The sequence below is a fragment of the Marinifilum fragile genome (assembly GCF_963677365.1).
Taxonomy (GTDB): domain Bacteria; phylum Bacteroidota; class Bacteroidia; order Bacteroidales; family Marinifilaceae; genus Marinifilum; species Marinifilum fragile.
Genome location: NZ_OY781962.1, coordinates 1978714 through 1995181, shown reverse-complemented (window position 1 = coordinate 1995181; position 16468 = coordinate 1978714). Strand labels below are relative to the sequence as shown.

At 36.5% G+C, this 16468-nt stretch carries 8 protein-coding genes; 6 read left to right on the top strand and 2 right to left on the bottom strand.

Going from position 1 to position 16468, the window contains the following annotated elements:
- Nucleotides 1-20 precede the first annotated feature (20 nt).
- Both ACKPCA_RS07905 and ACKPCA_RS07900 read right to left on the bottom strand, forming a co-directional pair.
- The gene (locus ACKPCA_RS07905; protein ID WP_054722292.1) at nucleotides 21-224 is read right to left on the bottom strand and encodes a PLDc N-terminal domain-containing protein; all 204 of its coding nucleotides are present in this window, start codon (nucleotides 222-224) and stop codon (nucleotides 21-23) included.
- Nucleotides 225-227: 3 nt separating this feature from the next.
- On the bottom strand, nucleotides 228-404 hold the full coding sequence (locus tag ACKPCA_RS07900; protein WP_373280245.1) for a PLDc N-terminal domain-containing protein: 177 nt from the start codon (nucleotides 402-404) through the stop codon (nucleotides 228-230).
- A 728-nt stretch (nucleotides 405-1132) separates the two neighbouring features.
- Between ACKPCA_RS07900 and ACKPCA_RS07895 the strand changes: the two genes are divergently transcribed.
- From ACKPCA_RS07895 to ACKPCA_RS07870, 6 genes are all read left to right on the top strand, one after another.
- Nucleotides 1133-1951 carry a sulfide/dihydroorotate dehydrogenase-like FAD/NAD-binding protein gene (locus tag ACKPCA_RS07895; protein WP_321282320.1) on the top strand — a complete coding sequence of 273 codons (819 nt, stop codon included), beginning with the start codon at nucleotides 1133-1135 and terminating at the stop codon, nucleotides 1949-1951.
- Nucleotides 1952-1978: 27 nt separating this feature from the next.
- On the top strand, nucleotides 1979-3481 hold the full coding sequence (gene gltA, locus ACKPCA_RS07890; protein WP_321282319.1) for an NADPH-dependent glutamate synthase: 1503 nt from the start codon (nucleotides 1979-1981) through the stop codon (nucleotides 3479-3481).
- A 13-nt stretch (nucleotides 3482-3494) separates the two neighbouring features.
- A complete protein-coding gene (locus tag ACKPCA_RS07885) occupies nucleotides 3495-3953 on the top strand; it encodes a ferritin family protein (RefSeq protein ID WP_054722284.1) in 459 nt (152 codons plus the stop codon).
- Nucleotides 3954-4348: 395 nt separating this feature from the next.
- A complete protein-coding gene (locus ACKPCA_RS07880; protein ID WP_054722282.1) occupies nucleotides 4349-4804 on the top strand; it encodes a ferritin family protein in 456 nt (151 codons plus the stop codon).
- 167 nt (nucleotides 4805-4971) lie between these two features.
- Nucleotides 4972-6954 (top strand): LysM peptidoglycan-binding domain-containing protein, encoded by a 1983-nt coding sequence (locus tag ACKPCA_RS07875; RefSeq protein ID WP_321282318.1) that lies wholly within the window; start codon nucleotides 4972-4974, stop codon nucleotides 6952-6954.
- Nucleotides 6955-7211: 257 nt separating this feature from the next.
- A complete protein-coding gene (locus tag ACKPCA_RS07870) occupies nucleotides 7212-16466 on the top strand; it encodes a hemoblobin-interacting domain-containing protein (RefSeq protein ID WP_321282317.1) in 9255 nt (3084 codons plus the stop codon).
- Nucleotides 16467-16468 lie beyond the last annotated feature (2 nt).

The following is a 16468-nucleotide window of genomic DNA, read 5'->3' as shown; positions in this document are numbered from 1 at the left end:
ACTGCTAACTGCAAAGATACCTATTTTCTTTTTCGATGTTTTATACGGTCGTAAAAATAGATAATGGAGCCAATAATTGGAAGGAAGATTACCAGTAGAATCCAAATCAACTTGTCGATTCCCAATAATTTTCTTTTGAGAATATCTACTATTGCAACAATTGGCAGAAGAATGGCTACTATTTTAAGTAGTAGCCAAATATTAAATAGAACTGAGGTAATCATGCTTTATTTTCTAATCTTTTGTTTCAGTCCAAATATAAAATAAAGAATTGGACCAAAAAATGGGAATAGCAATACTACCAGAACCCAGATTAGTTTGTTCGAGTTTGTAAATTCATTTCTAACAATATCTATTAAAGCGATCAATGGCAAAAGGAAAATCAAAATCGAGAAAACGATCATGATGTTCATTCCAATTCCGGAAAAATAGCAACTGTCACACATTTTTAAAAAGTTTGAGTTAGATGAAAGATGTTATCACTATTAAAGTTAGGGAATAATTACCTGCTTGCACAGCGAACACACTTTTTACTTTCAGGTATAATCATGATTATACCAATTGGAATTTCAGAGCCCATCTAATGCAGATTGCAAATTTTGGACCATATAGATTTAGCACATTAATCTAAAAAGAAGTTTCTCATTTCAATAATGAAAAGGATAGCACATTTTCAAACAAACATTTCTTATAAGTGCATTCATTTTATTCTTCTTTTTCAGATTAAAGCAAATAAACTTTTTGATTAAAAATCTTTTCATAAAAAAAGTGATAAAGAAGATTTTTTTTCGTTTTCTAATCTCGACTTATTCTTGATTGGAGATAAGGAATGGAATTACTTCCGTATTTTTTGCATAAGTAGTTGTAATGCTATATTTTACAAATTGATTAAATGCAGGAAGAGGTGATAAATGAAAAGGCTGAGAATCTAAGGGTTTAATTACATTTATCCTAAAGTAAAAAACTGTTTAAAAATACTTTTTTAGTTTAGGTAGGTATGCCACTTCTTTTTACATTTGGAATAGAAATAAGTACTGATTATTAATGTTGGAAACGATTGCGAATAAGCGAGTTCCATTTATTAATAAATCAGTTTTTGTTTTGTTTTTTCATTCATTTATTAAAAAACGTAATGAACAAGATCGTTGAAAAAGAAGATTTTTCAGAAAAAGTAGTAAAACTTGTAGTTGAAGCTCCTTTAATTGCTAAAGCACGCAAACCAGGTAATTTTGTTATTGTAAGAGTTGGCGAAAAAGGAGAACGAATTCCTCTGACCATTGCAGGTGCAGATGTTAAGAAAGGAACCATTACCATGATTGTACAAAAAATGGGTGTTTCTTCTAAAAAGTTATGTGCTCTTGAAGTAGGTGACTACGTTACAGATTTAGTTGGTCCACTTGGTAAACCAACCGAGATTCACAATGTAGGCACTGTGCTTTGCTGCGGTGGTGGTGTAGGAGTTGCTCCACTATTACCAATTGTAGAAGGATATAAGAAAGCGGGAAATAAGGTAATAACTGTTCTTGCTGCGCGAAATAAAGATCTTCTGATTTTAGAAGATGAGATGCGCAAACATTCCGATGAGGTGATCATCATGACTGATGACGGATCATACGGAAACAAAGGTTTGATTACAGAAGGTATGGAAGAAGTAATACAACGTGAAAAAATTAACGAGTGTATTACCATTGGTCCAGCTATTATGATGAAATTCTGTTCGCTTCTTACCAAAAAGTATGAAATTCCAACTATGGCAAGTTTGAATAGTATTATGGTTGATGGTACTGGAATGTGCGGTGCATGTCGTGTTACTGTTGATGGTAAAACTAAATTTACTTGTGTAGATGGACCTGAATTCGATGCTCATAAAATCGATTTTGATGAAATGATGTCGAGACTTGGTGGATACAAGACTGAAGAGCAGGATAAAATGGATCATTTTCAGGAATAATCAAATAACAACAACAAAAACAGGACAATGGAAAGGTCTGAAGAGTATATAAAAAACGAGCGCAAAAAAGAGTGGAGAGTTGAACTCCAAAAGAAAACAAAAGCCAAAGATCGTATGGCTATTGAAAGGGTCAAAATGTCAGAGCAAGATCCTAACGAGCGTATTAAATCACAAAGAATTGAAGTAAATAAAGGACTAAGTGCGGAACAGGCAGTTCAAGAAGCTATGCGTTGTATGGACTGTGTGAATCCTACTTGTATGGAAGGATGTCCGGTAAGCATTAATATTCCTAAGTTCATTAAAAATATTGAAAGAGGTGAGTTTGGAAAAGCTGCTTCTGTATTAAAAGAAACTAGTGCATTGCCTGCAGTTTGTGGTCGTGTTTGTCCACAGGAAGTTCAGTGCGAGCAAAAGTGTTTCTATGTAGAGAAATTGAACCAACCATCGGTAGCTATTGGTTATTTGGAACGTTTTGCTGCTGACTGGGAGAGAGAATCTGGTGTAATTGCCGTGCCTGAATGTGCAGAATCAAATGGCATTAAAGTAGCTGTTATTGGTTCAGGTCCATCAGGATTGTCATTTGCTGGCGATATGGCAAAATTGGGATATGATGTAACTGTATTTGAAGCATTGCACGAAATCGGTGGTGTATTAAAATATGGTATTCCTGAATTCCGTTTGCCAAATGCAGTTGTTGATGTTGAAATTGACAACTTGCGTAATATGGGGGTTAAGTTTATCACCAACTACATTGTTGGACAAACAGCTACTCTTGAAGATTTAAAAGCGGAAGGTTTCAAAGCATTTTATGTTGGATCAGGAGCAGGTTTGCCAAGATTCATGAATATTCCGGGTGAAAATGCAAATGGTATCCTATCATCAAACGAATATCTTACTCGTGTAAACTTGATGGGTGCTGATTCTGAAGATTCAGATACTCCTGTACTTCGTGGTAAAAACGTAGTTGTAGTGGGTGGTGGTAACACTGCAATGGACTCGGTTCGTACTGCAAAACGTTTGGGTGCAGAAAATGCCATGATTGTTTACCGTCGTTCTGAAGAAGAAATGCCAGCGCGTGTTGAAGAGGTTCACCATGCAAAACAAGAAGGTGTTGAGTTCTTAACGCTTACAAACCCTATTGAATACATTGCTGACGAAAACGGTCGTGTAAAACAAGTTAAAGTTCAGAAAATGGAATTGGGAGAGCCTGATGCTTCAGGACGTAGAAGACCTATTCCAATGGAAGGTTCAGAATATACTATTGATGCAACTGTTGTGGTTGTGGCTGTTGGTGTATCTCCAAACCCATTGATTCCAAACTCTGTTGAAGGATTGGAAGTTTCTAAATGGGGAACTATTGAGGTGGTTAAGGATAAAATGCAATCGTCAATTCCAGAAGTGTTTGCAGGTGGTGATATTGTTCGTGGTGGAGCTACTGTAATTCTTGCTATGGGTGATGGTCGTAAGGCTGCTGCCAATATGGATACTTATTTAAAAGAGAAATATTTGTCTAAAAAAGTGGAACAATAAAGAATAGATCATTATGAAAGAATTTAATTCACTTGAGGATATTTTAGATTTTGCCATTAACGAAGAACAAATGGCAGCTGATTTTTATACTGCACTTGCAGAAAAAATGGAACATCAGGAAATGAAAGATACTTTCGAACAATATGCTTTGGAAGAAATCGGACATAGAGCTAAATTGGAAGCCATTAAAAATGGTAAAGAGTACAAAGTTTCTGAGGAGAAAGTTGCTGATTTAAAAATTGGTGATTACTTGGTAGATGTTGATACTGAAAAGACAAACATTACCTACCAGGAAGCTTTAACCATTGCAATGAAAAAGGAGAAAGCTGCTTTCAAATTATACAATGATTTGGCTGCTGCTGCTTCAGATTCTGCTTCACGCGATATGTTTTTAATGTTAGCTCAAGAAGAGGCAAAGCATAAGCTACGTTTCGAGGTTGAGTATGACAACAATATTCTTACTGAGAACTAGAATTTGATAAGATATAGAAGAAAGCCGTAGCAATAGCTACGGCTTTTTTATTGTATACTTCAGGATTGGTTTTATTCGAAAAGGAAAATTCAAGTTTGTTTCTTAATCAGCTTTAGTTTTTATGCTGATTTGTAATCACATCGTCAACCATTACTTCCATTACCTTTCCTTTAATATCAGGATCAGAAGTTAGTCATATTACGGGCAACATATAGATTTTTTAGCCGAGGGATAAGAGTGGAATTATATATCTTAGGATTATTGCATCTTAAAAGCAAACAATCTTTTTGACATCGAAACAATTATTTCGTAACTTATTGATTTAATACTTTTTAAAAAAAAATAAAGTGATTGGTTGAATTAATAGGGGTGTAAACATCAAAATAGTAGGTTAGATGAAGATTTTTAGAACTTTTGAGGAAATAATCGATTATGCGATTGATAGTGAAATGAACGAAATTGAGTTTTACTCGGATTTGGCTGAGCGAATGGATAGGAAGAATGTAAGGCAATTGTTTATGAATATTGCACTTGAAAAAACCGCAAGAATGTTAAGACTTGAAAAAATGAAGGATCTTAAGGTGGAGTTCGATGTGGATGAAGTGCAGGATATGAAAATTGCAGGATCGCTAGAGGATATTGATTGTAAAAAAAACGATCTATCATATCAGGAGGCATTGATTCTTGCTATGAAAAAGGAAAAAGATAAGTTCAAATTCTATTTGGAGATGTCAGAGGTTGCGGTAAATAAAGAATGTAGAGAAACATTTTTAGCATTGGCAAATGAGGAAGCGCGACAAAAATTGAAGTTTGAGATTGAATATGATGAATTTGTTCTTGTAGAAAACTAATTTACAGTCACTTTATGTTTTAAATTTATAATCGGAGTTGGTGTATTCAACTTCGATTTTATTTTTTCTGTGGCGCAATTCTTGTATATATTTTGTTTTCAAAGCATACTTTAGTATTTTTGTTTGCAATTTGAATGAACTATAAACGTTTGAAAAACAAATATTTAATGAATTGTTTTCTTCGCATCTTTTTCTTGATTGGTCTTTTTTTGGGGACTATTAATTTTACCTATTCACAGAATACTACTGTTGAAATATCTAAAAATAAGGTAGTTGTTGGTGGTAAAACTTATCTTTTGCATATTGTAAAAGAAAAACAAACTTTATTTTCTATTTCTAAAGCTTATGGTGTCGCGCTTAGTGAGCTTATGGAAGTTAATGGCAAAAGTCAGGCAACAGTAAGTATTAATGAAGTGCTGCGAATACCTTTTATTGAGGGAAAAAAGGCTATTATACCTATTATTGTTAAGAAAGAGGATGATAGATATATCTATCATGTTGTAAAGAAAGATGATACGGTTTATTCTCTTTCGAAAGAGTATCATGTGTCAATGTCTTCCATTGAGGATGAAAATCCAGGAAGTAAGCAGTCTTTACCGTTGAATTCTGTGGTAAAAATCCCCAAAAATCAACAACAAAGAGAAGTTAAGGAATCAAGCATTCCACAGCACGATAAAAAATATTACTATTACGTTATTAAACCAGGGGATACGCAGTTTTCTATTGCTAACGAGTTTAAGATGAAGCAAAAAAAACTTCGAAAATTGAATCCACAAGTAAAGAGCAAAATTTTACAACCTGGTGATTGGGTAAGAATTCCACGTTATTTGGTTCCACCTGAATATTTTGAGGTGAAAAAAACACCTAAGGATACAATTAAAGAGGAGTTGGTTGTTCTGGATACCATGCAGGTTGAGAAGGTGAAACAGGAAATTTCCAAAACAAAAGTAAGTGTTGGTTTGTTTTTGCCATTGTACCTTGAAGCCAATGATACAATAAACCAGATTATAACTTATAAAGATACCATAGAAATTGTTACGGAAAGAGAACCTCGCGTTATCTATCGCAATTCCCAAGAGTTTATTCGTTTCTATCAAGGAGTGTTACTGGCTGTAGATTCTTTGCAGAAGGAAGGTTTGTCCGTGGATTTGCATGTTTTCGATACGGAACGCGATCCTGAAAAATTAAAAAGAACTTTATCGCAAATTCAATTTATTGATTTTGATTATTGGATTGGTCCTGTGTATCCAAATACATTTGAAATAGCTGCTGATTTTGCAAGAGTAAAGAAAATACCTATCATTTCTCCTTTGTCTGCAAAAAATCCTCAAATCAATTCGAATCCTTTTGTGATACAATTAAATACTTCATTGAATTCAATATGTCGTCAAATTTCAAATTATGTTAGCGAGGATTTTGAGTACAAGAATATTGTTGTTGTACATCCCCAAAGATATAAGCATTTAAATGAAGCAAAGGTGATCAAGGATATTGAACATCAACTGTTCGAAAAAGGATTGTATTGGAAAACCGATGAAGTATCTTATAAGAAAATTTCATTTGATGAATATGGTCGATATGGTTTAGAGGCTACCCTGTGCGATTCTTGTGAAAATATTGTGGTTTTACCTTCGAATGATCAACCATGGGTAGAGAATATCATTACCAACTTAAATGTGTTGAGTCAAAGATATGCGATACGTTTGGTAGGATTCTCAAAATGGCAAAGGTATACAAGTCTTGAGGCTGACTATTTTTACAATTTAAATTTTTCATTACTCAGTCCTTATTTTGTTGATTATAAAGAAGCAAAAATCAATGATTTTGTAAGTAAATTTAGAAATAGGTTTATGAGTGAACCAAGTGATTTTAGTTTTAGAGCATATGATATTTGTAGATTCTTTTCGTTGGCAGCAAGTAGGTTTGGAACCGATTTCCCAGAAAATATGAATGAAATGGATGTGGAGATGCTACAATCTGCTTATCATTTTAAGAGAATATCAGCATTTGGAGGATTTGAGAATAGAGGAACTCTCCTGATTAATTACTCAAGAGATTTTAAAATTCGGCATCAGAAATATAAGCAAGAAGAGGACGAAATAGAAGAAAAAGATACAGAAGACTTGTTAGAAAAGTCATTTGGATTATAAAACTGAAAGCTGACCTTTAAGGTCAGCTTTTTTTATCCACAATCGGATAATTCTTCCATTAAAGGAATTTATTAAGAAATATTAAAAGAAAATAGGGAATTCAATACTTTCAGGATTAATGCATCCTATTTTCTCCAAAAACGTAGATGAATTCTATAAATGGGTAAAAACACTCAAGTGTCAATATAACAAGAATATAGGAGGTTTGGTATATGCTTTGGTCTACTCAAGCTGTTAGTTATCAAAAGTCCTATGCTATGAAAAAATATTTACTCCTGGGATACCTATGGGTATTTTCCACTGTTATTCTTTTCGCTCAAAGTACTCCTCCGGTTTTAACACCTGACTCAAATGCAACCGTTGATAATCCATTTGTTATTTCATATGGTGATGACGCAACTTGGGAGATTAGCATTGATTCTATGTTTTACAATAGCGTTAAACTAGATGAAGTAGGTGTTTATACGGTGGATGTCGATGCCAATACAATTACTTTCGATCCTTCTCTTCAGGCTATATTACAAACGCCTGTTACCGCAGATTTGATAATTTATGTAACGGGTTATAATGATGCAACCGTTTCACAGACCATTGGTCATGGAGTGGCAACAAAATTTACTATCACCACTCAGCCAACGGCGCCTGCTACAAATGGAGCATTATTGGCAACCCAGCCAACTCTTCAACTGAAAGATCAGTACGATAACAATTGCGATTCTGATGATGCAACACAAGTTGATGCATCTGCCACCGGAAACGGAACGTGGACTTTAGGTGGAAGTTTACCTCAAACCGCATCTGGTGGTGTGGTAAGCTACTCAGGTTTAACCGCAAGTAGTAACGAGGAAGTTACAGCAGCAAGCATTACTTTTGATTTGGGTGGCGGAAGTTTTACACTTGAATCCAACTCGTTTGTGTTAAGTCTGAATTCTGCACCATCGCTAATTGCTAACGGTTCTGCTACAGTTGATGCTAGTTTTACGGTATCCTTTGATGACAATTCGGACTGGGAATCCAATATCTCAGAAGTATCCTATAACAGTACAACACTAAGTTCAGGAACTGATTACGATATTGATGGATCCGCAAATACCATAACACTGAAGCCAGGTGGAGGAAATTCAGTTCTTCAAACAGCGGGAACTGCCGATTTGGTAGTAAAATCGGATACTTATGCTGATGCAACTGTTTCACAGACCATTGGTCATGGAGTGGCAACAAAATTTACCATCACCACTCAGCCAACGGCGCCTGCTACAAATGGAGCATTATTGGCAACTCAGCCAGCTCTTCAAATGAAAGATCAGTACGATAACAATTGTGATTCTGATGGTGCAACACAGGTAGATGCTTCTGCTACCGGAAACGGAACGTGGACTTTAGGTGGAAGTTTACCTCAAACTGCATCTGGTGGTGTGGTAAGCTACTCAGGTTTAACTGCAAGTAGTAACGTGGAAGTTACAGCAGCAAGCATTACTTTTGATTTGGGTGGCGGAAGTTTTACCCTTGAATCCAACTCGTTTGCGTTAAGTCTGAATTCTGCACCATCGCTACTTGCTAACGGTTCGGCTACCGTGGATGCCAACTTTACGGTTTCATTTGATGACAATTCGGATTGGGAATCCAACATATCAGAAGTATCTTATAATAGTACAGTCCTAAGTTCAGGAACTGATTACGATATTGATGGATCAGCAAATACCATAACACTGAAGCCAGGTGGAGGAAATTCAGTTCTTCAAACAGCTGGAACTGCCAATTTGGTGGTAAAATCAGATACTTATGCTGATGCTTCCGTTTCACAGACCATTGGGCATGGATCAGCTACACAAATTATCATGGTAACACAGCCTGCAGCACCTACAGTGAATGGAGGACAACTGGCTACTCAACCTTCCATCAAATTACAAGATCAATATGGTAATGATTGTACCAATGATAACTCAACCAATGTTTCAGTAGCCAAAGGAGATGCTGGAAATTGGAGTCTCGGAGGAGATCTAACTTCAAATGTTAGTTCTGGATCATTGTCATTTACCAACTTAACAGCAAGCAGTAATGAGGCAATTACTGGTGCTTACTTAAGCTTTAGTAGTGCTGGCTTGACTGGTGCAAATTCGGATACTTTTAATTTAGGATTGAATTCAACACCTTCAGATTTAACAGCTGCCAGCAATGCAGATGTTGATGGTAATTTTACCGTAACATTTACGGATGTTGATGGTTGGCAATCAAAAATATCAAGTATTACTTACAATGGAAATGGTGTTGATGCTGGAGCGTATGATAAAACCACTTCAGGACAGATAACCTTTAATCCTTCGTTGTCTACGTCTTTGCAAGTCGCAAGAACTGCTGATTTTGTATTTGTTTCAGATGGCTTTAATGATGCCAGCTTATCTCAAACCATTAATCATGGAGCAGCAAACAAGCTTTCCATTTCTACTCAGCCAGGAGCTCCAATATCTAATGGTGGGGATTTAAATCCACAACCTGCTATTGAGGTGTTAGATCAATATGATAATTTGTGCAGTACTGATGGCGCGAGAAACATTACTGTAACAAAAGGAGATACAGGAAATTGGACGTTAGGAGGAACTTTAGATCAAAGTGCGAATTCGGGTACACTTACTTTTGCTGGCTTGACAGCAAGTAGTAATGAGGAAATAACTGATGCTAATATTAGCTTTAGTTCTACAGGATTAACTGGTATTACATCGGCAAACTTTAACCTGGGATTAAATACGCCTCCAAATTTAACTGCAGCTTCCGGAGCTACGGTAGATGCTGTTTTTGAAATCTCGTATGTGGATAATGTAGATTGGGAATCAAATATCAGTTCAATAACTTTTGATGGAAATACTGTACCTGCAACTGCTTATACTGTGAATTCAACAACCAACAAAATTACTTTTGATCCTGCGGCAGATGCTGTATTGCAAACTGCAAAAACAGCTGATATTGTGATTTCTGTTGATGGGTATAGTCCTGCAACAGTGTCACAAACAATAGGTCATGGAGCTGAAACAAAATTGGTTGTGACAACTCAACCTGTTGCTCCTGCAAACAATGGTGATGTATTTCAAACTCAACCTGTTGTTGAAGTGCAAGATCAGTATGATAATGTCTGTACCAATAATGGCTCTTTGTCAATTACCGCAAGCGAGAATGATTCAGCAGCATGGAATTTACAAGGAACTGTAACGGGGACAGTATCTTCGGGAAGTTTAAGTTATACCGATTTAACTGCTTCAAGTACTGATGTTGTAACTGGGGCCTTTATTTCATTTTCAGCCTCAGGAGTTACAGGAGCTAATTCTACAACTTTTGATTTGGGACTGAATTCACCTCCTGATTTAACTGCAGCAAGCAATGCATCAGTAGATAACACTTTTGTAATCACTTTTACAGATTCTAATTCCTGGCAAAGTAAAATATCATCTATAACTTATAATGGGAATACAGTTGATGCTGCTGCATATGACAAAAGTGTTAGCGATCAGATTACATTTGATCCTTCTCAATCTTCAGTTCTTCAAACTGCTGGAACAGCAGATTTTGTCTTTTCTTCAGATGGTTTTAACGACAAAATATTATCACAAGAAATAGGGCATGGAGCTCCTGCTTCCATTTATATTGTAACACAGCCAAGTGCACCAACTCAAAATGGCGGCTTATTGGCCACACAACCAAAAGTAGGAAGCAAAGATCAGTATGGAAACAACTGCACAGGAGATAATGCCACTGCAATATCTGTTGCAAAAGGTGATGGTGGAAATTGGTCTTTGGGAGGCTCTCCAAATCAAACATTGGCTTCAGGAGAATTTACATACACCGATCTGACTGCTACAAGTGATGAAGCAGTAACAGGTGCATTCCTTACTTTTTCTTCTGGCAGTTTTGCTTCGGTTAATTCCAATACTTTTGATATTCCTGTAAATGCAACGCCTACTCTTTCTGCAGCGAATGAAGCAACGGTTGATAATGAATTTTTTATAAGTTTTACCGAAGATGAAAGTTGGAGAGGAAGCATTAGTTCAATTCAATATGGAGAAGAGACATTGCCGAGTGCTTCTTATAATACAAATGTGGCAGGAAGAATAACATTTACACCTTCTCAATCAACAATATTACAAACAGCAGGTACCAAAACGATTACCGTTATTGCAAGTGGTTATGCCAATGCTACTGTTGAGCAGGAAATAGGTCATGGTATTGCTAGTGTATTATTTATTTCAACACAGCCAGTTGGACCTGGATCAAATGGTGCAACTTTGGCTACTCAGCCTGTCGTTCAAATTCATGATCAATATGCAAATGTTGTCACATCTGATAATACAACAAATCTTAACGCTGCAGCTTCAGGTGGGGTATGGACTATAGGAGGAACATTGCAATTAACTGCAACCGTAGGTGAAATTACTTTTACTGATTTGACGGCAAGCAGCGACAATGAGGTAAGTAATGCGACTATTACTTTCTCATCATTTTCTTTGAGTGATGTGATTTCAGATGCTTTCACAGTTCCTGCTTTGGATGCTTCTCCAAGTTTGTTGGCTTCTTCAAATGCCACTGTGGATGATGTTTTTGAGATTTCTTTTGTTGCAAATCCAACTTGGCAATTGTCAATTGATTCTATCCATTATGGTGGAAATTTAATTTCAGAATCAGCATATGATAAAACGCAAGCAGAAAAAATTATTTTTGATCCCGCTAAGGATACAGATTTTCAGATAGCTGGAACAAAAGATATTGAGGTGTTTGCACAAGGATATGCAACAGCTACTGTTTCACAGGCGATAAAGCATGGTGCTGCTGCAGAGATGATTATTGCTCTTCAACCTGCTGCGCCAGCAGAGAATGGTGATGAATTGGCTACACAGCCAGGAATTACCTTGAGAGATCAATATGGTAATGATTGTACTAGTGAAAATTCTATTGAAATTACTGCAGCCAAAGGAGATGCCAATGATTGGACTCTTGGGGGAACCATAACCAAAACGACAGCAAATGGGTCAGTAAGTTATACGGACCTTACTGCATCAAGTCCAGGACCGGTAACAGGAGCTTTTATTAGCTTTTCTGCAACAGATTTAACAACTGTTAATTCCAATACATTTGACATACCTGATTTAAATGCGGGACCAGTATTAACCGCTGCTACGAATGCAACGGTTGATAATGATTTTGAAATTATTTTTACTGACAATGCTGATTGGAGAACAAATATTACAGAAATTAGATATGGCACAAATGTTCTCCCAGTTGCGGCTTACGATGCGAGTGTAGCAGGTATAATTACATTTAAGCCAGCTGAGTCGGCTAATTTACAGCAGGTAGCAAATGAATACATTTACATTACATCAACTTCTTACCTGTTGGATTCTGTTCAACAAGAAATTGGACATGGTGTAGCAACGGATATCCTAATCACCACTCAGCCTTTTGGCCCTGAGAATAATGGAGATTTATTAAGAACTCAGCCTGTAATAAAACTGCAGGATCAATATCAAAATGATTGTACAAATGATAATTCTACAACAGTAGAAGCAAATGCAAGTGGAGGAAGTTGGACTCTTGAAGGAACAGTTTCCCTTATGGTAACAAACGGTGTTGCATCTTATACCGATCTTACTGCCGGGAGTACCGATATGGTTAGTGATGCAACAATTACATTTTCCGGCACAGGACTAACAAACGCGGAATCTAATTCATTCTTTATTCCAGCTCCTCTGTTTGCACCTTCATTAATTGCTTCTACTACCGCTACGGTAGATTCTTTATTCGATGTTACCTTTGCTGAAAATCCGGAATGGCAAGGTAAGATCGATTCAATTTCATACGGTGGCACCATGTTGCCTGAAACGGCCTATAATAAGAGTCAGGCTGGTAAAATTGTATTCGATCCTTCGCAAGATGCAACTTTACAAGAGGCGGCAAGCAAACAAATGCTTGTATATTCAAGAGGATATCAAGATGCTTCTGTTGATCAGGAAATTAAACATGGCGTGCCTGATTCGTTAATTATAGAAACACAACCAACGGCTCCTTTGGTAAATGGTGGAGAATTGGATTTACAGCCTAAAATTTCTTTACTAGATCAATATAAAAATAGTTGTGATTCTGAAAATACTTATGAGGTACTGGCAAAACGAGGAGATGCCAATGATTGGACATTAGGAGGAGATACTTTGCAAGGGGTAAGTAATGGAGTGATCAATTATCGTGAATTAACGGCATCTAGTGCTAATGCTGTTACTGGTGCATATTTAACATTCTCAGGAAAAGGAATTACTTCGGTAGATTCAGATCCGTTTGATATTCCAGCATTAAAGAATCCACCAAATTTAAATGCTCAGTTTGATGCAACGGTTGATGCTGATTTTACAATTGACTTTTTTGATTTTGAAGATGATTGGAGATCAGAGATTACAGTGATTACTTATCAAGGAGAAACGTTGCCTACTTCGGCTTACACCATTAATGCTGATAATATTGTATTTCGGGTTTCAGAAGAGGAATTGCTTCAAAAGGCTGGTACTTTTGAAATAGTAGTTAAAGCTTTAGGATTTAGTGATGCAACAGTAGAACAGACTGTTGGACACGGAGTGGCAACAAGTATGCAAATAACGCAACAACCTTTGGCACCACCTTTAAACGGAGATATGTTGGAGCAACAGCCAATTTTAGAGTTCTATGACCAGTATTCAAACTTATGTGATTCCGATAATGATAGAATGATACAAGCATCAAGAAGCGATGATGGTGATTGGGATTTGGCAGGTACTATAGAAAAAACTGCTGAAAATGGAGTTGTAACTTATGATGACTTATCGGCTTATTCAACAGGGCCAATTGAGGGTGCCATCATTCAGTTTAGTTCAGAAGGACTTGATGCTGTTACTGCAGATCCATTTGATATTCCAGATGTTGCAACTCCACCAGTATTAACAGCTGCAGTTGATGCAAGTGTGGATAATCCGTTTAAAATTACCTTTATTGAGGATTCCGTTTGGAGAAATAGAATTAATGTAGTTACAGTTAATGACAGTGTGTTGGTAGCAGAGAGTTATAATTTTACTCAGCCTGGTGAATTGGAATTGATTCCATCAGTCTCAGAATTTCTACAGAAAAGTGGAAGTTTCCAAATCATAGTTCAATCCAGAGGTTTTGCACATGATACTGTACAGCAAAATATTCAACATGGTGTTGCCGATAGTATTTTAGTTCTTACGCAACCGATAGGACCAGATGTTAATGGTGAAATGCTTGTTCAACAACCAGAATTGAAATTAGCTGATCAATATTTGAATGATTGTACTACTGATAATTCTACACAAGTAAGCGTTGAGAAGTATGGCAACAAGGCTTGGGAACTTGGTGGAACACTAAATATACAAGCAATAGATGGACAAGTTTTATTTAACGATTTGATTGCAACAAGTGAAATAGCCATCGATTCTGCATACTTGCAATTTTCTTTTGCAGGAGACTCTATTGTATCTGATTTGTTTACAATTCCGGTACCAATCATAGAACTAATTGCCGCAGAAAACGCAACGGTTGACAATGAATTTGTAATTCAGGCAAGTGACAATGCAAGCTGGAGAGATTCCATCTCTTCTATAAGTTTTGCTGGAGAAACTTTGGTGGATACATCCTATTTAATTGAAGCTGGATCGATCACATTCTATCCTGAAAAAGACTCTACTTTGTACATTGCAAGAACTGATACCATTGTTGTAATTGCAAATGGTTATGCCGATGCTAAAGTCGAACAAAAAATCGGACATGGTGTAACAACCAAGATGTTGATGGTTGATCAGCCAATTGGTCCTGAAAATAATGGCGATACTTTGGTTCAACAGCCTAAAATTCAGTTGCGAGATCAGTATGAAAATAACTGTATAACAGATAATAGTACTGAAGTTTTGGTAGATAAATATGCCGATCCGGATAATGATAATTCAGGGTTATGGAATTTGGGAGGAATAAAAACAATTACAGCATCTGAAGGAGTGGTGCAATATATAAACTTAAGTGCTACCAGCGAGGATGAGGTGATTGGTGCAAGATTACTATTTACTTCTGATGGACTTCCAAATGTAGTTTCAGATAGCTTTGATATTGTAAGGCCGCCGGCACCGATAATTACACCTGCTGCCAATGCTAATGTTGATGAAATGTTTACAGTTACATTTATCGAGAATACAACTTGGCGCAAAAAGATATTTGACATTCGCTATGGTATTAGAAGTTTGGAAGGAAAATATGATATATCTGTTCCTGGACAAATTACTTTCGATCCAGAGGTAACTTCTGTTCTTCAGAAATACGGAGTTGATTCTATGTATGTATATTCTGGATTATACGATACAACCCGATTTGAGCAACCAATTCACCATGGTAAATCTAAATATCTGGTTATCGAGAAGGAACCATCAGCACCTGCAAATAATGGAGAACCATTAATCAGACAGCCTCAGTTAAATTTGCAAGATCAATATAGAAATATATGTGATACGGATAGTGAGACAATGATTACAGTGCGTAAAGCTGATACAGGAGATTGGACCCTTGGAGGTAATTTAACTCAGACATCAGTTGAAGGACTTGTAAAATTTACAGATTTAACAGCAAGCAGTGATATGGAAGTACAAGGTGCAAGATTGGAGTTTGAAGGTCCTGGTATTGTCTCGAAAATATCAAGTATGTTCACAATACCTGAACCCAAAACCAATAGAGCAGGGGAAGCAAGTGCCAATCCAGAACTGGTTTGCTATGGATCTAAATCCAATATCATTTTAACAGGATTTGATGGTAGCATTCAGTGGCAGGTTTACAATGAGCTAAATGATGCTTATGAAGATCTTGATGGCGAAAATGCAGAATTATTAGTAACTCCTGAGGTTGTCGAGAATAAAATATATCGTGCCAAGGTTTCCAAAGAAGGATTTTCAGATCAATATTCAAATACGGTATCGGTAAGCCCAATGGAACCTCCAGTAGCTGATTTTACTTTCGAAACAGATCGCAATGAGGTTCATTTTACCAATTTGAGCGAACATGTAACTTCCGTTTTATGGGATTTTGGAGATGGAATCATAAGTAGTGAATTCGAACCTTCGCATTCTTTCGTGTTGGATAATGCAAATGGATCTGGTTACGTAGTCACATTAACAGCATCAAACAAAGCTTGTGGCAATAGTCAAATATCACAGCAAGTATTTATTACCACTGGAGTTGATGATTTGATTGCTGATAAGGGAATCGTAGTATATCCTAATCCTAACAGAGGGCAGTTCTTTGTTGAACTTTCTGTGACAAATGATGATGGCTTGTTGAGGATATTCAACTCATCGGGAAGTATTGTTCTAAGCAAGGAAATTAAACGCAGTTTTAATGCAGACCGATTGGAATTCGACTTGAAGGATCTTTCAGGAGGTATCTATATCCTAGTCATTCAGTATCCTGATAAAGTGATTAGAACAAAACTTATTATTACAAAATAGAT